A 17318-nucleotide genomic window follows, 5' to 3' on the forward strand; every position below is an offset into this window, starting at 1 on the left:
GGAATTAAGTCATGTATAGGGGGCTACGCTACCTGAACATGTTTTGCAAAAGGAAGGGGACATATGTTTGAACTAACCATAGCCATTTTATTTATATTTTTTATCTTATATAAATTGATGTTGATTGTACCGATGCGAGAGGTCAATGTGATTGAGCGCTTAGGTAAATTTAGAACCGTATTACAACCAGGGTTTCACTTTTTAGTGCCATTTGTTGATCGGGTAGCTTATCGCCACGATACTCGTGAAGAAGTACTAGATGTACCACCACAAAGTTGTATTTCAAAAGATAACACCCAGCTGGAAGTTGATGGTTTGGTCTACCTTAAAGTGATGGATGGCAAGTTAGCCAGTTACGGTATCGAAAATTACCGTAAAGCTGCGGTTAACCTCGCGCAAACCACCATGCGTTCAGAAATTGGTAAATTGACCCTATCGCAAACCTTTTCAGAGCGTGACAGTTTGAACGAGTCTATTGTTCGTGAAATTGACAAAGCGTCAGATCCTTGGGGCATTAAAGTGCTTCGCTATGAGATTAAAAATATCTCCCCATCAATACACGTGATCCACACCCTTGAAAAACAGATGGAAGCTGAGCGTAGAAAACGGGCTGAAATCACTTTAGCCAATGCTGAAAAAGACGCCATGATTAATATCTCTCAAGGTGAGCGCCAAGAGGCCATTAACCTCTCAGAAGGGCAAAAGCGAAAACGCATTAATGAAGCGATTGGCTCTGGCCAAGAAATTACCATTATTGCCAAAGCGAAAGCTGAAGGCATGGATATGATTTGCACCGCACTGGCTAACCAAGGTGGTAACGATGCGATGAATATGATGCTGAAAGAGCAGTTTATTAGCCAAGTGGGTGACATTTTAACTGAAACACAAGTCTCAGTGGTGCCTGCTGAAATGGCCAAGTTAGAAGGCTTCTTTGAAGGGATGGAGCAAGTGACCCATGCCGTAACTAACAGCCCAGTAAAAGGAGCACGCTAATGTTGAATGGAATTGATACCGATTTAATTGTTATGGGTATTTGGGGGGTGATTTTTGTTATTTTTGTGCTGAAATTATTCCAATCTATCCGCTTAGTACCCACTAAGTCAGCTTACATTGTTGAGCGACTAGGTAAATATCACAGCACCTTAGATGCCGGTTTTCATGCTTTAGTGCCTTTTGTTGATAAAGTGGCCTATATCCATGACCTAAAAGAAGAAACTATCGATGTGCCACCGCAAGAGTGTTTTTCTAGCGATGAAGTTAACGTTGAAGTAGACGGCGTCATTTATATCTCGATTACCGATCCCGTTAAAGCCAGTTACGGTATAACAGATTATCGTTATGCGGCGATTCAATTAGCGCAAACTACCACACGTTCAGTCATTGGTACCTTAGATTTAGACCGCACGTTTGAAGAGCGCGACATTATCTCGGCCAAGGTCGTACAAGTGCTGGACGAAGCTGGCGCGATTTGGGGGATTCGAGTGCATCGTTATGAAATTAAAAACATTACCCCACCAGAAACCGTTAAAAACGCCATGGAAATGCAGGTTAATGCTGAGCGTGAGCGCCGTGCATTATTAGCCCAAAGTGAAGGTGACAAGCAGAGTAAAATTAACCGCTCAGAAGGTGTGATGGCTGAAACCATTAACCGCTCAGAGGGTGAAATGCAGCGCCGTATCAATGAGGCTGAAGGTAAAGGCGAAGAGATTTTAACGCTTGCTAAAGCCACTGCAGAATCCATTGAGCGCTTGGCGGTAGTGATCTCTAAACCCGGCGGTCAGAGTGCCTTAAGACTGCAGTTAGGTGAACAATACCTCAAACAGCTTGATGGCTTAAAAGATAAAGATAACCGTGTGGTGTTACCCGGCAATATGATTAATTTTGATTATTGGATGGATAGCATGGGTCTGGAAGATAATAAGAAAGCCAAATAATTGTTAGTGGTAAAATTTAATTAAAAGAGGCTAAGTTTAGCCTCTTTTTTTATGTATTTAACATTATGTATTTAGCAAAAGTATTTAACGACGGACTGAAGCTGAACGCGTAGTAAATTTTGCGATTTAACTGAGACAAGTATATTGTTTTAACAGTGCTTTAATTTAATAAGCCGGTTATTGATAGCTCAAGGAGTCAGAGTGAAAGCGAGAATTTTGCATTGTGTCGATGACCCTAATATGGGCGGCGTTAATTTTGCGTTGCACAGTTTGTGTGGCTCTGACATCCTCACTTTGGCATTTGAATTTGACATTCGTCAGCTGGATTTTAGCCGTTGGCAGAATACGACATTGGACGCTGATATTGTCTGTTTTCATGGCGCCTCAAACTGGCGCAAACTGCTAAATATTGCATGGCTCAGATTGCGTCATCCTAAGATCATATTTATCCTGCAAGAACATCACTACAGCGAACAATTTGTTCGCCATCAAATTGCACATCCGCAACGTTTCTATTTCATGCTGAAATTAAGCTATCGGTTAATGAATAAAGTGGTGTCCATTTCACCCTCACAGCAGCGATGGATGCTAGCTAATAAGCTATTACCTGCAGACAAAATCGCTCAGTTAGGGCAGGGGCGAGACTTAAGCTATTTTATCGCCAACAAAAGCCACTCCCCAAAAAACGCTAATCATAGGGTTCCTGTGTTAGCCGCCTATGGCCGATTTCATCCACAAAAAGGCTTTGATTTATTACTCAAAGCCATGCATCAGGTTAAGTCACCGTGTCGATTATTGTTAGCCGGTGAAGGTGAGCAATTACCTTTGCTACAACAGTTAGTTTCTCAGCTTGATAATATAAAGCTGGTGGGCAAGGTTGACGATGTGCCTCGCTTTTTAGACCAATGTGACGGGGTAATTATTCCATCACGCTGGGAGCCTTTTGGTTTAGTATTTATTGAATCTATGGCAATGAGTAAAGCCATTATCTCAACCGATGTGGATGGTTTGGGGGATCAAATTCGTCAGCATCAACTGCAAAACATGGGTAATATCGTTGAGGCTAAGGTTGGCGGCCAAGATGATAAGCAATTTGTTAACTCACTGGCCGATGCTATTGAGCGTTACTTATCGAGTGTTAACTCATCAAGCGCTCTATTATCAAGCCATGTGCCTGCTTACGTTCATGAGCAAGTCGACAATCATGGTCAAAAACAGCAGTATGCCCAAATCGATGATTGGCGTACTCAGCAATGGCTGCAGCTTCAACAAGCATGGAAAAGCTTATTTGTGCAGCTATTGGAAGATAAGCGTGGTTGAGTGTTAAATGGTTAATGTGATTAATTTCTTGTTAGGAGATTTTTCTCGACATATAAAAGAACCTATCTTCTTCTTTATCTACCTCAAAGCCATTCTTAATGTATAGATGATATGCAGGACTAATTTTGAGAACTCGTAGCCTAAGTTTATTTACACCAGCTTTAATTGCTAACCGTTCACACTCTGTTAGGGCTGCTGCACCAATACCATTATTTTGAAATTTTTCACTAACCTGTAAATCTCGGATATAACACCCATCATTATCAAAGGCTAAACGAATTGCACCCACGACCGAAGCGTTGTAAAGAATGTCCCAGTTTTCTAGGTCAACAATTTGCTCATGTATCTTAGACTGTTCCCAATTTACAGAATAGTGTTCATAATATGAGCGCATGTTTTTAAATGTAATATCTGCCGATGCATAAAGATCGGCTGTTGATTGATATGAAATCATCGCAAATCTCCTAAAGCCCTACTAATTGGCAAAAAATAGTTGGCTAAAATTTTGAGGGGTGAATAGTTAAATTTTCCTATTAATCAGCTTATTATGTGTGCTTTGTTCGTCGTTTTCTCTTTTGCAACTTTAACCTTTAAAGAATGAAAGAGAGAGGCAAAGATGAAAGTTGTGAATAATAAAAGTAAGCAAAGTAACTTTATTCCGATACTCTCATTTTCTATGAATGCATTTAAAATTGCGGATAAGAGCATGAACCCAACTAAATAGTAATTATGTATGCTACCCATGAAAACTCCTTAACTAGTGTGGTCAGAGTAAACTTTATAAGGGAGTTGATAGGCACATCATTATTTAATGGCTTTTTCTTCCCTAAATGGCGTGCTCGAAGATTGCGTTCGAGGTTAGCTAACTCTGTCCTTAAGTGGTTCTACCTTAATATAACTTATGAGCCTAGTTCAATGTTTTACTTAGTTTTTGTTGGCTAGCTTATCTAAGTCCATTACTTCAATCTAATCCATTGCCTGCCGCTGGGATGTTCAGGATGAACGGAATGTCGCGATCACATGGTCAATAATGTTCCCGACATTATCATGACATTTCCCAAATCCCTATGGGTCAGATGTGAAAGAGCGACCTTATGTGCAAGCACGACTGTGACACGCTGCAAGTTCGTCCCTGAAAGCTCGGCCATGACGTCCATGTCATGGACGGTCACAGCCGCGCTTACACCCGAATTGTCACCGCTTCGATTTGACCATGTTTGTAACTAACTAGATTCACAACCTACTATGCTTAATATGAATTGAGGACATTGAGAAAAGGCCGTGAACTAGGCATGGATGCCAAGCTAGCTTTCGTTGGGCCACGGTCACTCTTTGGCATCCCTGCCATCGTGACATTTGTAAATCCATTTACTTCAGAGCCCGTCGGAAGCGTTAGCATTTTCACTCTTTATAATAAACAGGGTCCGAAGTTAGCAACAAACGAAGTCCAAAGCTGGATCAATCCCCCTTGAAAACATGCGCTTTTCAGCATTTTTCGTTGGGGCGGCAGGGTGATCCAAGAGGGTATTGCTGTTGATACCCTTTTGGTCGGGTGTGGGTGGAAAACCCACGATCTTAATCCAAACGTAGTTTGAAACAATAGTGTACATCAGCCACATGAATCTGCTGTTGACGAAAACCCATGATTTACATCCAAACGGAGTTTGGAAATACAGAAAGAAAAGCCACGACGTTAATCCAAACAAAGTTTGGAACAATACATATCGAACTAATTCAAAGCATTCTCAACCTTTAAAATCACAAACTCTCAAATTCAGAATGCGTTGCAGAATGCATTTTAGCATTGAGATATAATCTTGCCTTTAATGTAAGCCATTGTATTTAAATGGTAATAAAGGTTGGCATCCACTATGCATTATCCCCAGTACATCCTGATAACGAATAGCGAGATGCCAATATGCAAACATTAAACACAACAATAGTTAACGTGAAACCACTTCACTCTCAAATCATCAATATTCTTGGTTTAAGCAGTATTGCTATTGGTACTAGCATGGCTTTGTTCAGTGCTAATACCAATGCCGCTGAGCCATTCAACGCCTGTCCTACCGAAGCATTCATCATTCAAACGCCAGCAGGCATTCCAAAAACCTTTGGAGTTGAACTTGGTACCGGTAGTTATTCGGTATTGTCGTCTGATATGGGACTGACCAAAGGATTTAATGGTGTTGGTTTCAGCTACACAGATAATTACCTTTATGGCTGGGATTATCAGCATGGCACTGTGGGTAAGGTGGGTGAAGATTACCAAGTTGAGCCACTAACGATCGTAAAAGACAGCTCAGCTGCTGCAGCGGGTAACTTCTACGTAGGTGATGTCGCCATCAATGAAAACGTTTGGTACGGCTACCGTAAAAACCAAGGCTTATTTACTGTGCCGTTAGATGGCAATAATCACCCAATGAACATTGTCCCAGGCAGTAAAACCAATGCCACTTACAACGTAACAGATTTTGCCTTTCATCCAAGCAACGGCTTTTTATACGCAGTGACTAACGGCAGCACAGGCAAATTACTCAAGATTGACCCTGCAACAGGTGCCGCTGAAACCTTAGCAACCGTTATTACTAAAAGCAGTGGTAGCTTTACCTTTGGAGCGCAGTTTTTTGACCCTAATGGCAACCTTTATTTAAGTAACAACGGCGATGGCAATGTGTATAAGGTCAACGTTGAAAGTGATAACCCTACCGCAGAGTTGTTTTCATACGGGCCGTCATCTTCTTCAAATGATGGTGCTCGTTGTGCATTAGCAGAAGTGCCAGTGGGAGACAATGTTGATTTTGGTGATGCGCCAGACAGTTACGGTACCCTAATTGATTCAAATGGTGCCCGCCATAATATGGTTGCCGGCATGTCATTAGGCAGTGTTATTGATAATGAGTCCGACGGTTATCCTGCGCCGTTATCTGATGATGAAAGTGATGGTATTGATGATGAAGATGGTATCAGCATGCCAACCGGTTTTGAAGTGGGTGAAGAGGCGGTGTTATTAATCACAGTAGAAGGGGATGGTGCTTATATTAACGGCTGGATTGATTGGGGCCAAGATGGTCAGTTTGATAGTGAAGACCAAGTGATTATTGCCCGCTCAGTGAGTAGCGGCACATCAACTGTGACGATTAACGTACCTAATTGGGCTAAAACTGGCGCAACCTGGTCACGTTTTCGTTTGAGCTCAGAGGCCAGCTTATTACCAACCGGTGGTGTCAGTGATGGTGAAGTGGAAGATTATCCAATCACTGTCACTGAAACCGGCATCACTATCAGCTATTACCCCTCATCGTCAGAATACACCACGTTAGCTTATGAGGATTTATACCCTTTTCAAGGTGACTTTGATATGAACGATGTGGTGATGCAGTTACGTATTAGCCAATACAGTAAAAATGACATGGTTCGTCGCGTGGGCTTTGATGCGCAATTAGTGGCAATGGGCGCTTGGTATCACAATGGCTTTGCGGTGCAATTACATGATATTGGCCGCGGCAATGTGCAAGAGTCAGCCATTGAGTGGAGCGCCCAAGGGGTTAAGCAGACCAGCTCACCACTTGAAGACGGGCAAACCAATGCGGTGCTGTTATTTACTGAAGACTTATGGCAACACGTCAGTGCGGGTAATGGCTGTCAATATTTCAGAACTGAACCGGGTTGCGGCACCCAATACCGCGCAACATGGCAAATGACAGTGCCGTTTGTTGATGCGGTACATGTTGATGATATGCCTGAGTTCCCCTATGACCCATTCATTTTTGCCACTCCAGGTACGGATCATAGCCTAGCGGCTAAGAATATTACTGATGGCAAAAACCCAGGACGTAAATTAGAGATCCATCTGAAAAACAAAGCCCCAACCGATAAATTTGATACGCGATTTTTAGGGATGCATGACGATGCTTCAACGGCATCACAAGGGCACTATTTCCAAGACCAAAATGGTATGAGTTGGGCAATTGAGGTGCCTGATACATGGCAGCACCCTGCAGAGCTACAACGTGTTGATGCCGCTTATGTTGAGTTTATTGAGTTTGCTGCAGATGCCAGCGGTGAGACCAAACCTTATTGGTATTTGACCGCCACTGACTCGCTACTGTTTAAGGATTAACCCTGACAGTAATTAGTGTGAATTTAATCAATCAATTTAAGCAAGAAATGGAATTTTAAGGTGAATATTATGAATACATTAACTCAAACTCAAGTGGCAGCAAATACGTTATTAACAGCGAAGAATGCCATTAACACAGGCATGAAAACAGGCATTAACACGGCTTGTAACACAGGCACTAAAATAGGGACTAAAAGAGCCACTAGCCTAGCCATGGCTCTATCATTAAGCTTTTTAACAGCCTGTGGCGGCGGTGGTGGCGATGATAGCTCGCCTGCACCAGCAACGACGCCTGCGGTGACAACACCTGCGACATCAACACCAGATACCACGACAGATACAACACCAGAGACAACGACACCTGAGACGCCAACGGAACCTGAAACACCTACAGAGCCAGAAACGCCGCCAGCAACCTCAATTGATGACTTGGTGGTTGATGCCGATTTTGATCTACAAGCGGCGTTTACTTTAAGCATTGATGTGCAGCTCGCATCAAGTAAGCGTGGTTACTTTTCATTGTGTGACGATTATCAGCAAAATGGCACCCAAGTGAGCGTGAACTTTGAATCTTGCTTATTACGTGGCGCCCTTGATGAAGGCGCATTGTCTGAAGAGTTATTGGTGGCCAACCATCAACGAGCATTAATGGCAGTGGTATGGTTTTATGATGGCAGTGAGCCTATCTATCAGCAGTGGAGTCATAGCTTAACCAATGACCCACAAGTCTTAGTGATTAACTAATATTCAAATAATCAATCGTATTTCAATCTTATGCCTTGTTAGCCAGATACTGCTGACAAGGCATTTTTATTTTTGATTAACAGCTTGCTTAAATGCGCGAGTTAGTGGATAGCGATATTTTCTCAGTTGTCATTGTGAGCTGACTTAACTGATAATAGCGACATTAACAGATTAAAAGAGCGCACCATGAGCATTGAAAGAATTGAAACTAAAACCCGTATGAGCCGGATTGTCAAACATAACGGCACCATCTATTTATGTGGCCAAGTTTGCCAAGATGCCACTAAAGACATCACCGAACAAACCCAAACCATGTTGGACAAAGTGGAAGCCTTATTACTGCAGGCGGGCAGTGATAAAAAGCATATGTTATCGGCAACCATTTACGTAAAAGATATGGCTTACTTTGCTGAAATGAACGCGGTATGGGATGCCTGGGTCATTGAAGGTTACGCCCCTGCTCGAGCTTGTGTTGCCGCTAAAATGGCCCGTGAGGCATTATTGGTTGAAATCTCGGTAGTGGCCGCTGAGATTGCTTAAATTGCTACGCAGTGGTTTTAGTTCAGCCCGCTACTTAGCTCACAAGTCATCACAATAAAATCCCCATAAAGAATCCGTTACAGTTCCTAGTCGCAGCCGCCTAGGAACTGGTATACTTCCAGCTTGATTTTTGGGAGGACCAATGGACGTATCATCATTATTAGACGGCCTAAACGCAAAGCAGCGTGAAGCAGTGGGCGCACCGCTTTCAAGCATGTTAGTTTTAGCTGGAGCAGGCAGTGGTAAAACTCGGGTATTAACCCATCGTATTGCTTGGCTTATGCAGGTCGAACAACAAAGTCCATACTCTATCCTTGCGGTAACCTTTACCAATAAAGCCGCCGCAGAAATGCGTGAGCGGGTTGAGAAAGTGGTTGGCAGTAACATGGGCCGTATGTGGATTGGTACTTTCCACGGTTTAGCCCATCGTTTGCTGCGCACTCACTTTAAAGATGCCAATTTACCCCAAAGCTTCCAAATTATTGATTCTGACGATCAGTTACGTTTATTAAAACGTATTCTTAAAAGTCTCAATTTAGATGACAAGCAATATCCGCCGCGTCAGTGCCAAGGTTACATTAATGGCAAAAAAGACCAAGGCTTACGCCCAAAGCATATCGATGCGGGTGGCTTTCCTATTGAGCAAAACTTATTAAACATCTATAAAATTTATCAAGAATCTTGCGACCGAGCTGGCCTTGTTGATTTTGCTGAAATTTTATTGCGCGCCCATGAGTTGTGGCTCAATAAGCCCCATGTATTAGCCCATTATCAAGAACGCTTTAAGCATATCTTGGTGGACGAATTCCAAGATACCAACGCCATTCAATATGCGTGGATCCGAGTGCTGGCAGGCAAAGAAGCCAATGTGATGATTGTTGGCGATGACGATCAATCTATTTACGGCTGGCGCGGTGCCCAAGTTGAGAATCTACATAAATTCTTAACCGATTTCCCAGGTTCCACCACGGTTAAGCTGGAGCAAAACTATCGCTCCACAGCCAATATCCTTAATGCGTCCAATGATTTAATTGCCAACAACCCTGAGCGTTTAGGTAAAAAACTGTGGACTGAAGACGATGCGGGTGAGCCTATTGCGGTTTATTGCGCCTTTAATGAAATGGATGAAGCGCGCTTTATTGTTGGCAAAATGGCTGAGTGGCAAAATAACGGCGGCAAGTTAGAAGAGTGTGCCATTTTATACCGCTCCAATGCCCAGTCGCGAGTATTAGAAGAAGCCTTACTCCATAAAGGGCTAGCTTACCGAATTTACGGTGGCCTGCGTTTCTTCGAGCGCCAAGAGATTAAAGATGCCATGGGTTATATGCGTCTTATCAATAATCAAAATGATGATGCTGCTTTTGAACGGGTGGTTAACACCCCAACTCGCGGTATTGGTAATCGTACCCTTGATATCATTCGCTCAACCGCACGTCAGCAAGAAATGACTATGTGGCAGGCAAGCTTGCGCTTAATTGAAGAAAAAGTCCTTACTGGCCGCGCTGCCAATGCCGTGAATGGCTTTATGGATTTAGTGATTGGCATGCGCACTGATACTGCCGATATGAGTCTATATGGTATGGCCGACAAGGTCATTGACCGTTCAGGGCTACGGGCTATGTACGAAGCCGAAAAAGGCGAAAAAGCCCAATCACGAGTCGAAAACTTAAATGAGCTGGTCACCGCTGCCCGCAGTTTTGAAATGCCAGAAGAACTTGAAGATATGGGCGAGCTAAATGCCTTTTTATCTCACGCAGCATTAGAAGCGGGCGAAGGCCAAGCAGACAAGTTTACCGATGCCGTGCAGCTAATGACCTTGCATTCAGCTAAAGGCTTGGAGTTCCCAGTGGTGTTTATGGCTGGGGTTGAGGAAGGTATTTTTCCAAGTAAAATGGCATTAGATGAAGGTGATCGTTTAGATGAAGAACGCCGTCTTTGTTATGTAGGCATGACTCGTGCGATGCAAAAATTGTATATCAGTTATGCTGAGTCACGCCGCATTTATGGCCGTGAGGACTATGCCAGTCCATCGCGTTTTATTGGTGAAATCCCCAGCCAGTATGTTGAAGAAATTCGCATGAAAGCGTCAGTGTCAGCGCCTAAAATGAGCAGCCGTTTTAATGTGCCAAGACAATCTATTGCCAATGACAGTGGCTTTAAAGTGGGTCAAAAAGTAAAACACTTTAAATTTGGCCAAGGCATAGTGACAGATTTTGAAGGCACAGCAGATAAAGCGCGTGTTCAAGTCAGTTTTACAGACTTTGGTAGCAAATGGTTACTGGTTTCATTGGCAAAACTTGAAGCGTGTTAGGGTAATTTTTTACTAGAGCGGACATAATTCTAAGCGAAATAATAAAGTCACTCGTGGGTTATGCGAGATGACAAATAAGAAGTGATACAACTTCAACTGCAGGAGTGAAGTAAACCATGTCAGCAGTCTCATGGACGTTACAACAAAAAATATCGGTTTATAAACGCTTAACGCGCCTTGATAGGCCCATTGGTACCTTGTTGCTAATGTGGCCGTGTTTAATGGCGTTATTGCTTGCAGCGGGTGGCATGCCTGATGTGAAGGTGTTGATCATCTTTATGCTAGGGGTGGTCGTTATGCGTGCTTGTGGTTGCGTGATTAACGACTTTGCAGATCGAAAACTTGATGCCCATGTTGAGCGCACTAAGATGCGGCCTTTAGCCTCAGGTGAAATCAGCAGTAAGGAAGCGCTGATATTATTTGTGGTGATGGCATTAATCGCGTTTAGCTTAGTATTATTTTTAAATCCGCTAGTGGTAAAACTATCGGTTGTCGGCATTATCTTAACCATCATGTACCCGTTTATGAAACGGGTAACCAATATGCCGCAAATGTTTTTAGGCATAGTGTGGAGCTGGTCAATTCCTATGGCCTACGCTGCGCAGCTAGGTTATGTGCCCATGGAAGCTTGGTGGTTATTTGTTGCCAATTGGTGTTGGACGGTAGCTTACGACACCATGTATGCCATGGTTGATAGAGATGATGACTTAAAAGTCGGCATTAAATCCACAGCCATTTTATTTGGCCGATACGACCGCCAATGGATTGCCGCGTTTCAGTTAGCGGCCCTAGGGTGTTTTATTATGGCCGGTTGGTCAGCGGAACGTGGGTTATTGTATGGCATTGGCATTAGCACCTTTATTGCCTTTAGCAGTTATCAGCAATGGCTTATTTATGGCCGCGAACGCGCGCCATGTTTTAAGGCTTTTCTAAATAATAACTGGGCCGGATTTGCTTTATTTATGGCATTGAGCGCAGATTATTTATTTTCTTCAATAAGTGCGTAGAATAGGGCGAAAAATTACATCAACAAGGATAGCTGATGACCATTTCTCGCTTTATGATACTTTTTCGCAGTATCGTATGCTGTAGCCTCTTTTTAAGCGCGGTGCCCGCCGCGTTTGCAAGCTTTACCATACCGAATACCACAGTGGTTGAGGTAGAGGATAGCGATCGCACCTATAATCTTTATATCAAACTGCCCAATAGCTATAACCAAATTGATAAGCTAAAAAGCTATCCGGTTATTTATATGACTGATGCTGTGTACAGCTTGCAAGTGGTCTCGGGTGTGACTCGTTTGTCTATGGACCGTACTGATATGCAGCAGGCTATTTTAGTGGCAGTATCAGGACAGCAAGGCCGCAGCCCCGCAGCAAGTCGTATGCGTGATTACACCCCGTCAGTTGATACTAACAGAACCCAAGCCACCGGTGAGGCCCAGCGCCACATGCAGTTGTTTGCCAATAAAATTATCCCTTATATGAATCAGCATTATCGCACTCAGCCATGGCAAAACACCTATGTTGGCCATGCGTTAGGGGGCTTGTTTGGCGCCTATATCTTACGTAATAAGCCCGCATTATTTAATAACTATGTACTGGCGAGTCCGCCATTTTGGTTTGATAACCAGCAGTTACTAAAGCAATTTCGCGAGCCGGAATTTATCACTAAATCAATAAATGCCAATGTATTTATTGGTGTCGGAGAGTTAGAAACGGCAGAAAACAGCGAGTTTGGGCAAGATATGGTGGCAGATGCCAAGTCATTTTATCAGCTGCTACAACAAAAAAATCGCTTAACTGCAGCTAATGGTTCAGGTATCAATGCCAAGTTAATGCTAATGCCTGTAGCCAATCACAGTATGGCGTTTCCGATGTCGGCGATCTATGGCTTAGACTGGCTGTTTGATGCTAAAACGGGGGTTAGTGGTCACTGATTAGGCGCAATAATAGTTCTATCAAAAAATAAGACATTTAAGCAATAAACCTATGTCATAAACATAAGCCATAAACATAAGTTATAAACATAATTTTAAGTTATAGAACAATAACAAGGATTGTTATATGAGACCCATAGTTAAGTACCGACTGCTGTTTTTAGCCTTTGCGATAGTACTGTTTACTATTGGCGTGCAGTTAACCCCAGAATCCCTTGCTACAACTGATGACGAACTTAGGTTAAGTCTTATTGCTATTGGCTATTTTGGCTTAATTCCGTTGGCGTATTGGTACTGCATAATCAAAAAAGGCAGCCAAAAGTGGTGGAAGCTGATTATTATTTTAAGTACTAGCAGCTTGGTAGCGAGGTTAAGTTTTCCGGCAGATATCGCTGACTATTTTGAATTTGTCGCTTGGCTACGCTACCCCATTGTTGGGGTGTTATTGATCATTGAAGCTTACTTAGTGTTTACTATTATTCGTGGCTTATTGAAGGTCAGAAAGGTAAAGGGCGATCCACGAGTGAGTGCGGTTGAGGTATACGCAGATGATGAAAAGGCTTTGTTTATCGCCTTCATCGTGGCTGGAGAGCCGACTAACTGGTATTACGCCATTCCATGGTTTTCACGTCATCACCCCGCAGCCATTAGCCACATTAAGTTATTGAGTGCCAAGCCTTGGCATCTCGCATTAATGCTTATTGGTTGTTTCACTAGTTGTGTTGCCAGCTATATGATTTTGGTTAACTGGAGCGAGTTAGCCGCGATTATCGTCTCTTCAATCATCAGTTTAACCTTGGTGATGCTGGTGGCAAATTATCGTATATCACGCCGTTATTCCATGTATCGAATTCGTAACAGGTTAGTGGTTAATAATGCCATTTGGGGCTTTATGGCGATCGACATTAACGAAATTGAAGCGGTTGCAGTGAATCAAGTGGCCAAAAAAGTTGCCGATGATGAACTATCAATAGGGCGAGGCGAGCAGACTAATCTCACTATCCGTTTTAAAGTGCCACAATGGTATTTTGGTGGGTTAGGGCAGTTAGTTGAAAAGCTTACTGTGGTGCATATTAATGTGGCTGAACCTGAAAAGGTGGTCGCGGCACTAACTGATATTGAGCAGTCTGAAGCGGCTTAAAAATTCATATTTACACTAAACGTAACCCATAAAAAAATGCGTCCACTGTGGACGCATTTTTTGGTTAACAACTGATTTAGTGGTTGTTTAGTTTTTTACTAATTTTTCGAGATCAGCTGGGCGGTAATAAACGGATTTTAATACCTTACCTTGGCGAACCACTTTACCGGCCATTTCAACATCTTTAGCGCATTTAGCGATGATGAATTCACCCTTAGTGCTGCCCACGATTTCAACACCTTGTTTAGCATAGTGAGCAATGGTTTCATTCAGCTCTTGCTCATTGCGACACACTTTACTCATGTTGCTAGAGTGAACTTCATCCCAGCATTCAATGAAGTTAACTTCACGGTTTTTAGCAACAGACAGTAATAAATCAATTAAATAACTAATTTCTAGACGGTCACTAACTTTTGCTGCGCCTAAGTGGACTAAACGCCCCATTAGTACATAAACAGAGTCAACGATGGCATCAGCTTGTTCAACGCGGCAATCCGCTTCAGCAAGCTCTGTGAGCTCTTCAATGATAAGTGAAGTGTGCAGGGTATCGGCTTTGTCATCTAGACTTGATGCATTTTCGATAGGCAAATCAAAGGTGCTACGAAATTCTTTGATATCACGGTACAAGTGGTCAAAAATGGTTTGGTCTAAAACAGATAACTTCATTATTAAGTAAGCCTAGAAAATAGAAAAGAGGCGATTATGGTAATGAATTGATATCGGAACCACAAGGCTAATGACGGCTTTAAAGGGCGGGGCTGAATAAAAAATACCGACTGATTAAGTCGGCATTTTTGTATTACTGAGCACGCAGTGTGCTATTACTTATGTACTGCTCAGCTTATGAGATGAGCTTACTTAATAAATGCGAATGCATCACCGAATAAGTGAGCTTCTTCTACGCCCATACCGCGAAAGACTTCACGGGCGGCGCCAACCATATCGAAACGGCCAGCAATATAAATGTCGTAACCCACTAAGCTGATATGATCTTGGTTTATTTGCTCAAGCAAGTTGGCTTGTTTACCATTCCAGTTAGCTGTCGCTTCTTCAACAACGGGAATAAACTCTAACCATTCATGGTTTGCATGCCATTGGCGGGCAATGTCTTGGTAGTACATGGCTTGCTCGTTACGACAACCCCAGTAAAACTGTGTTTTTATTGTATGGCCGCTAGCAATTTGCTGCTCAATAATACTCTTAATGTATGAAAACCCCGTGCCGCCAGCAATCATGATGCGAGGGCGTTGGCTGTCTTGACGTAAAAAAGCCTCACCAGCAGGGGCTTCAATATCAATAAACTCGTTGTTTTTTAGGCGCTCAACCACTTGCATTGGGTAGCTTTCTGATACCGCGGCGCCAATGTGCAGCTCAATTAAATCAGCGTTAGGTGCAGAGGCGATAGAAAAAGGACGTTTGTCTTTTTCTCCCATAACGATGGATAAGTATTGCCCTGCTTTGAAGTCAAAAGGGACTTCTGGTTTAAGTATGACCTGAAAAACAGCATCATTAAATGGGGTGATCTTTTCAACTTTACAGCGAATGGTGTTCATCTAACATCCTTGGTAGCCCTTTCTTTGAAGGGTGTTTTTATTTTATTTGTAGGGTAGAGGGTTAACTCTTTAGCTGGGCATTATAGCGTTGGGCTATCATCAATACCTAATTCGTCCCAGATTTGATCCACTTTATCTTTGACTGCTGGATCCATCACAATTGGCGTGCCCCATTCTCTGTCAGTTTCGCCTGGCCACTTATTGGTCGCATCTAAGCCCATTTTTGAACCTAAACCGGCAATAGGTGAGGCAAAATCAAGGTAATCAATCGGCGTATTATCCACCATTACGGTATCTCTTGTTGGGTCCATACGGGTGGTAATCGCCCAAATCACATCTTGCCAATCGCGGCAATTGACGTCTTCATCAACGATGATGATGAATTTGGTGTACATAAACTGTCGCAAGAACGACCAAGCGCCCATCATTACCCGTTTGGCATGACCGGCATATTGCTTCCGAATTGAAATTACTGCCATGCGATACGAGCAACCTTCAGGCGGCAAGTAAAAGTCGATAATTTCAGGATATTGCTTACGTAAAATCGGCACAAAGACTTCGTTTAACGCCACACCTAACATGGCAGGCTCATCCGGTGGACGACCTGTGTAGGTGCTGTGATAAATCGCATCTTTACGCTGGGTCATATGGGTGACGGTAAAAACTGGAAACTTGTCTGTTTCGTTATAGTAACCAGTGTGATCGCCATAAGGGCCTTCTTCAGCCATTTCTTCAGGGTCAATATAGCCTTCTAAAATGATTTCGCTGGTGGCTGGGACTTCTAAGTCGCAACTGATGGCTTTGCACACTTCGGTGCGTTCACCACGCAGTAAACCCGCAAAAGCATATTCGCTCATTGAGTCTGGCACAGGGGTTACCGCGCCTAAAATAGTCACCGGATCGGCGCCTAATGCCACTACCACAGGGTAGCGCTCACCTGGGTGTTTTTCTTTGAAATCTTTAAAGTCTAATGCGCCGCCGCGGTGATCAAGCCAGCGCATAATCAGTTTGTTTTTACCTAATAACTGCTGGCGATAAATCCCTAAGTTTTGTCTTTTTTGGCGCGGACCTTTAGTAATGGTTAATCCCCAAGTCACTAGAGGCGCCACATCGCCAGGCCAGCAATGTTGTACCGGTAATTTGGTTAAATCCACCTCGTCACCAGTTAATACCACTTCCTGACAAGGTGGGTTACGTACTGTTTTTGGCGGCATGTTTAACGCTTGTTTGAACTTAGGTATTTTGGCAATAGCGTCTTTAAAGCCACTTGGCGGCTCAGGTTCTTTTAAAAAAGCTAGCAATTCACCCACTTCACGCAAAGCCAGTGGGTCGTCTTTACCTAACGCCATAGCAACACGTTTTGGAGTGCCAAATAAATTCACTAAAACTGGCATGTCGTTATTGGTTGGGTTTTCAAATAACAACGCAGGGCCGCCAGAGCGCAAGACGCGATCGGCAATTTCAGTCATTTCTAGATTGGGATCAACAGCATAACTAATCCGCTTTAGTTCACCATTAGCTTCAAGGTGATCAATGAAGCTACGTAAATCCTTAAAACTCATGGCTTATTCACTCTATTGTTAATCGCTCTTTGGGGCGCACTATAGCATTTTTCTAAAATAGGGTTAAGCGATGTTTATTTGTTGGTCGTTGATTTTAATTAACCTGCTCATAGCTATTGCCCGCGTATCTATCAGCATTTTTATAAAACTG

Annotated in this window: 14 protein-coding genes; 10 read left to right on the forward strand and 4 right to left on the reverse strand. The window is 43.1% G+C overall.

Features of this window, described 5'->3' with window-relative positions:
- The first annotated feature begins 63 nt into the window (after window positions 1-63).
- The 3 genes from Q4557_RS18535 (at window position 64) to Q4557_RS18545 (ending at window position 3254) form a co-directional block, all read left to right on the forward strand.
- Window positions 64-993, forward strand: a complete 930-nt coding sequence (locus Q4557_RS18535) for a slipin family protein (RefSeq protein WP_102436914.1) — start codon at window positions 64-66, stop codon at window positions 991-993.
- Window positions 993-1934, forward strand: a complete 942-nt coding sequence (locus tag Q4557_RS18540) for an SPFH domain-containing protein (RefSeq protein WP_102436912.1) — start codon at window positions 993-995, stop codon at window positions 1932-1934. Before Q4557_RS18535 ends, Q4557_RS18540 begins: the two co-directional genes overlap by 1 nt.
- Before the next feature lie 201 nt (window positions 1935-2135).
- Complete coding sequence (locus Q4557_RS18545) at window positions 2136-3254, forward strand: glycosyltransferase (protein ID WP_303414677.1); 1119 nt, start codon at window positions 2136-2138, stop codon at window positions 3252-3254.
- A 31-nt stretch (window positions 3255-3285) separates the two neighbouring features.
- On the opposite strand, the gene Q4557_RS18550 is transcribed toward Q4557_RS18545, so the two are convergent.
- Entirely contained in the window at window positions 3286-3708 is a 423-nt protein-coding gene (locus Q4557_RS18550) for an N-acetyltransferase (protein WP_102436908.1), read from the reverse strand.
- Between the two features lie 1464 nt (window positions 3709-5172).
- Between Q4557_RS18550 and Q4557_RS18555 the strand changes: the two genes are divergently transcribed.
- The 7 genes from Q4557_RS18555 to Q4557_RS18585 all read left to right on the forward strand — a co-directional run bounded on the left by Q4557_RS18555 (window position 5173) and on the right by Q4557_RS18585 (window position 14052).
- A complete protein-coding gene (locus Q4557_RS18555; RefSeq protein WP_303414682.1) occupies window positions 5173-7377 on the forward strand; it encodes an LruC domain-containing protein in 2205 nt (734 codons plus the stop codon).
- Between the two features lie 69 nt (window positions 7378-7446).
- Window positions 7447-8121, forward strand: a complete 675-nt coding sequence (locus Q4557_RS18560; protein WP_241904105.1) for a hypothetical protein — start codon at window positions 7447-7449, stop codon at window positions 8119-8121.
- A gap of 186 nt (window positions 8122-8307) precedes the next feature.
- Window positions 8308-8661 (forward strand): RidA family protein, encoded by a 354-nt coding sequence (locus Q4557_RS18565; protein ID WP_102436903.1) that lies wholly within the window; start codon window positions 8308-8310, stop codon window positions 8659-8661.
- Between the two features lie 142 nt (window positions 8662-8803).
- The gene (gene uvrD / locus Q4557_RS18570) at window positions 8804-10972 is read left to right on the forward strand and encodes a DNA helicase II (RefSeq protein WP_102476511.1); all 2169 of its coding nucleotides are present in this window, start codon (window positions 8804-8806) and stop codon (window positions 10970-10972) included.
- A gap of 116 nt (window positions 10973-11088) precedes the next feature.
- On the forward strand, window positions 11089-11979 hold the full coding sequence (gene ubiA / locus Q4557_RS18575) for a 4-hydroxybenzoate octaprenyltransferase (RefSeq protein WP_102476510.1): 891 nt from the start codon (window positions 11089-11091) through the stop codon (window positions 11977-11979).
- A gap of 35 nt (window positions 11980-12014) precedes the next feature.
- Entirely contained in the window at window positions 12015-12911 is an 897-nt protein-coding gene (locus Q4557_RS18580; protein WP_102436897.1) for an alpha/beta hydrolase, read from the forward strand.
- Between the two features lie 127 nt (window positions 12912-13038).
- Window positions 13039-14052, forward strand: coding sequence for a hypothetical protein (locus tag Q4557_RS18585; RefSeq protein WP_303414692.1), 1014 nt, complete (start codon window positions 13039-13041; stop codon window positions 14050-14052).
- A gap of 87 nt (window positions 14053-14139) precedes the next feature.
- On the opposite strand, the gene Q4557_RS18590 is transcribed toward Q4557_RS18585, so the two are convergent.
- From Q4557_RS18590 to ubiD, 3 genes are all read right to left on the reverse strand, one after another.
- On the reverse strand, window positions 14140-14718 hold the full coding sequence (locus Q4557_RS18590) for a nucleoside triphosphate pyrophosphohydrolase family protein (RefSeq protein WP_102436893.1): 579 nt from the start codon (window positions 14716-14718) through the stop codon (window positions 14140-14142).
- A 188-nt stretch (window positions 14719-14906) separates the two neighbouring features.
- A complete protein-coding gene (gene fre / locus Q4557_RS18595) occupies window positions 14907-15605 on the reverse strand; it encodes an NAD(P)H-flavin reductase (protein WP_102520499.1) in 699 nt (232 codons plus the stop codon).
- 80 nt (window positions 15606-15685) lie between these two features.
- Complete coding sequence (gene ubiD / locus Q4557_RS18600; RefSeq protein WP_102440093.1) at window positions 15686-17167, reverse strand: 4-hydroxy-3-polyprenylbenzoate decarboxylase; 1482 nt, start codon at window positions 17165-17167, stop codon at window positions 15686-15688.
- Window positions 17168-17318 lie beyond the last annotated feature (151 nt).

This window comes from Shewanella sp. 5_MG-2023 (genome assembly GCF_030547465.1).
Lineage (GTDB): Bacteria > Pseudomonadota > Gammaproteobacteria > Enterobacterales > Shewanellaceae > Shewanella.

Coding starts and splice junctions, on each gene's coding strand:
- Q4557_RS18550 (WP_102436908.1), bottom strand. CDS start 3,708: ATGATTTCATATCAATCAACAGCCGATCTTTATGCATCGGCAGATATT.
- ubiD (WP_102440093.1), bottom strand. CDS start 17,167: ATGAGTTTTAAGGATTTACGTAGCTTCATTGATCACCTTGAAGCTAAT.
- Q4557_RS18535 (WP_102436914.1), top strand. CDS start 64: ATGTTTGAACTAACCATAGCCATTTTATTTATATTTTTTATCTTATAT.
- fre (WP_102520499.1), bottom strand. CDS start 15,605: ATGAACACCATTCGCTGTAAAGTTGAAAAGATCACCCCATTTAATGAT.
- Q4557_RS18590 (WP_102436893.1), bottom strand. CDS start 14,718: ATGAAGTTATCTGTTTTAGACCAAACCATTTTTGACCACTTGTACCGT.
- Q4557_RS18585 (WP_303414692.1), top strand. CDS start 13,039: ATGAGACCCATAGTTAAGTACCGACTGCTGTTTTTAGCCTTTGCGATA.
- uvrD (WP_102476511.1), top strand. CDS start 8,804: ATGGACGTATCATCATTATTAGACGGCCTAAACGCAAAGCAGCGTGAA.
- ubiA (WP_102476510.1), top strand. CDS start 11,089: ATGTCAGCAGTCTCATGGACGTTACAACAAAAAATATCGGTTTATAAA.
- Q4557_RS18540 (WP_102436912.1), top strand. CDS start 993: ATGTTGAATGGAATTGATACCGATTTAATTGTTATGGGTATTTGGGGG.
- Q4557_RS18580 (WP_102436897.1), top strand. CDS start 12,015: ATGACCATTTCTCGCTTTATGATACTTTTTCGCAGTATCGTATGCTGT.
- Q4557_RS18560 (WP_241904105.1), top strand. CDS start 7,447: ATGAATACATTAACTCAAACTCAAGTGGCAGCAAATACGTTATTAACA.
- Q4557_RS18555 (WP_303414682.1), top strand. CDS start 5,173: ATGCAAACATTAAACACAACAATAGTTAACGTGAAACCACTTCACTCT.
- Q4557_RS18565 (WP_102436903.1), top strand. CDS start 8,308: ATGAGCATTGAAAGAATTGAAACTAAAACCCGTATGAGCCGGATTGTC.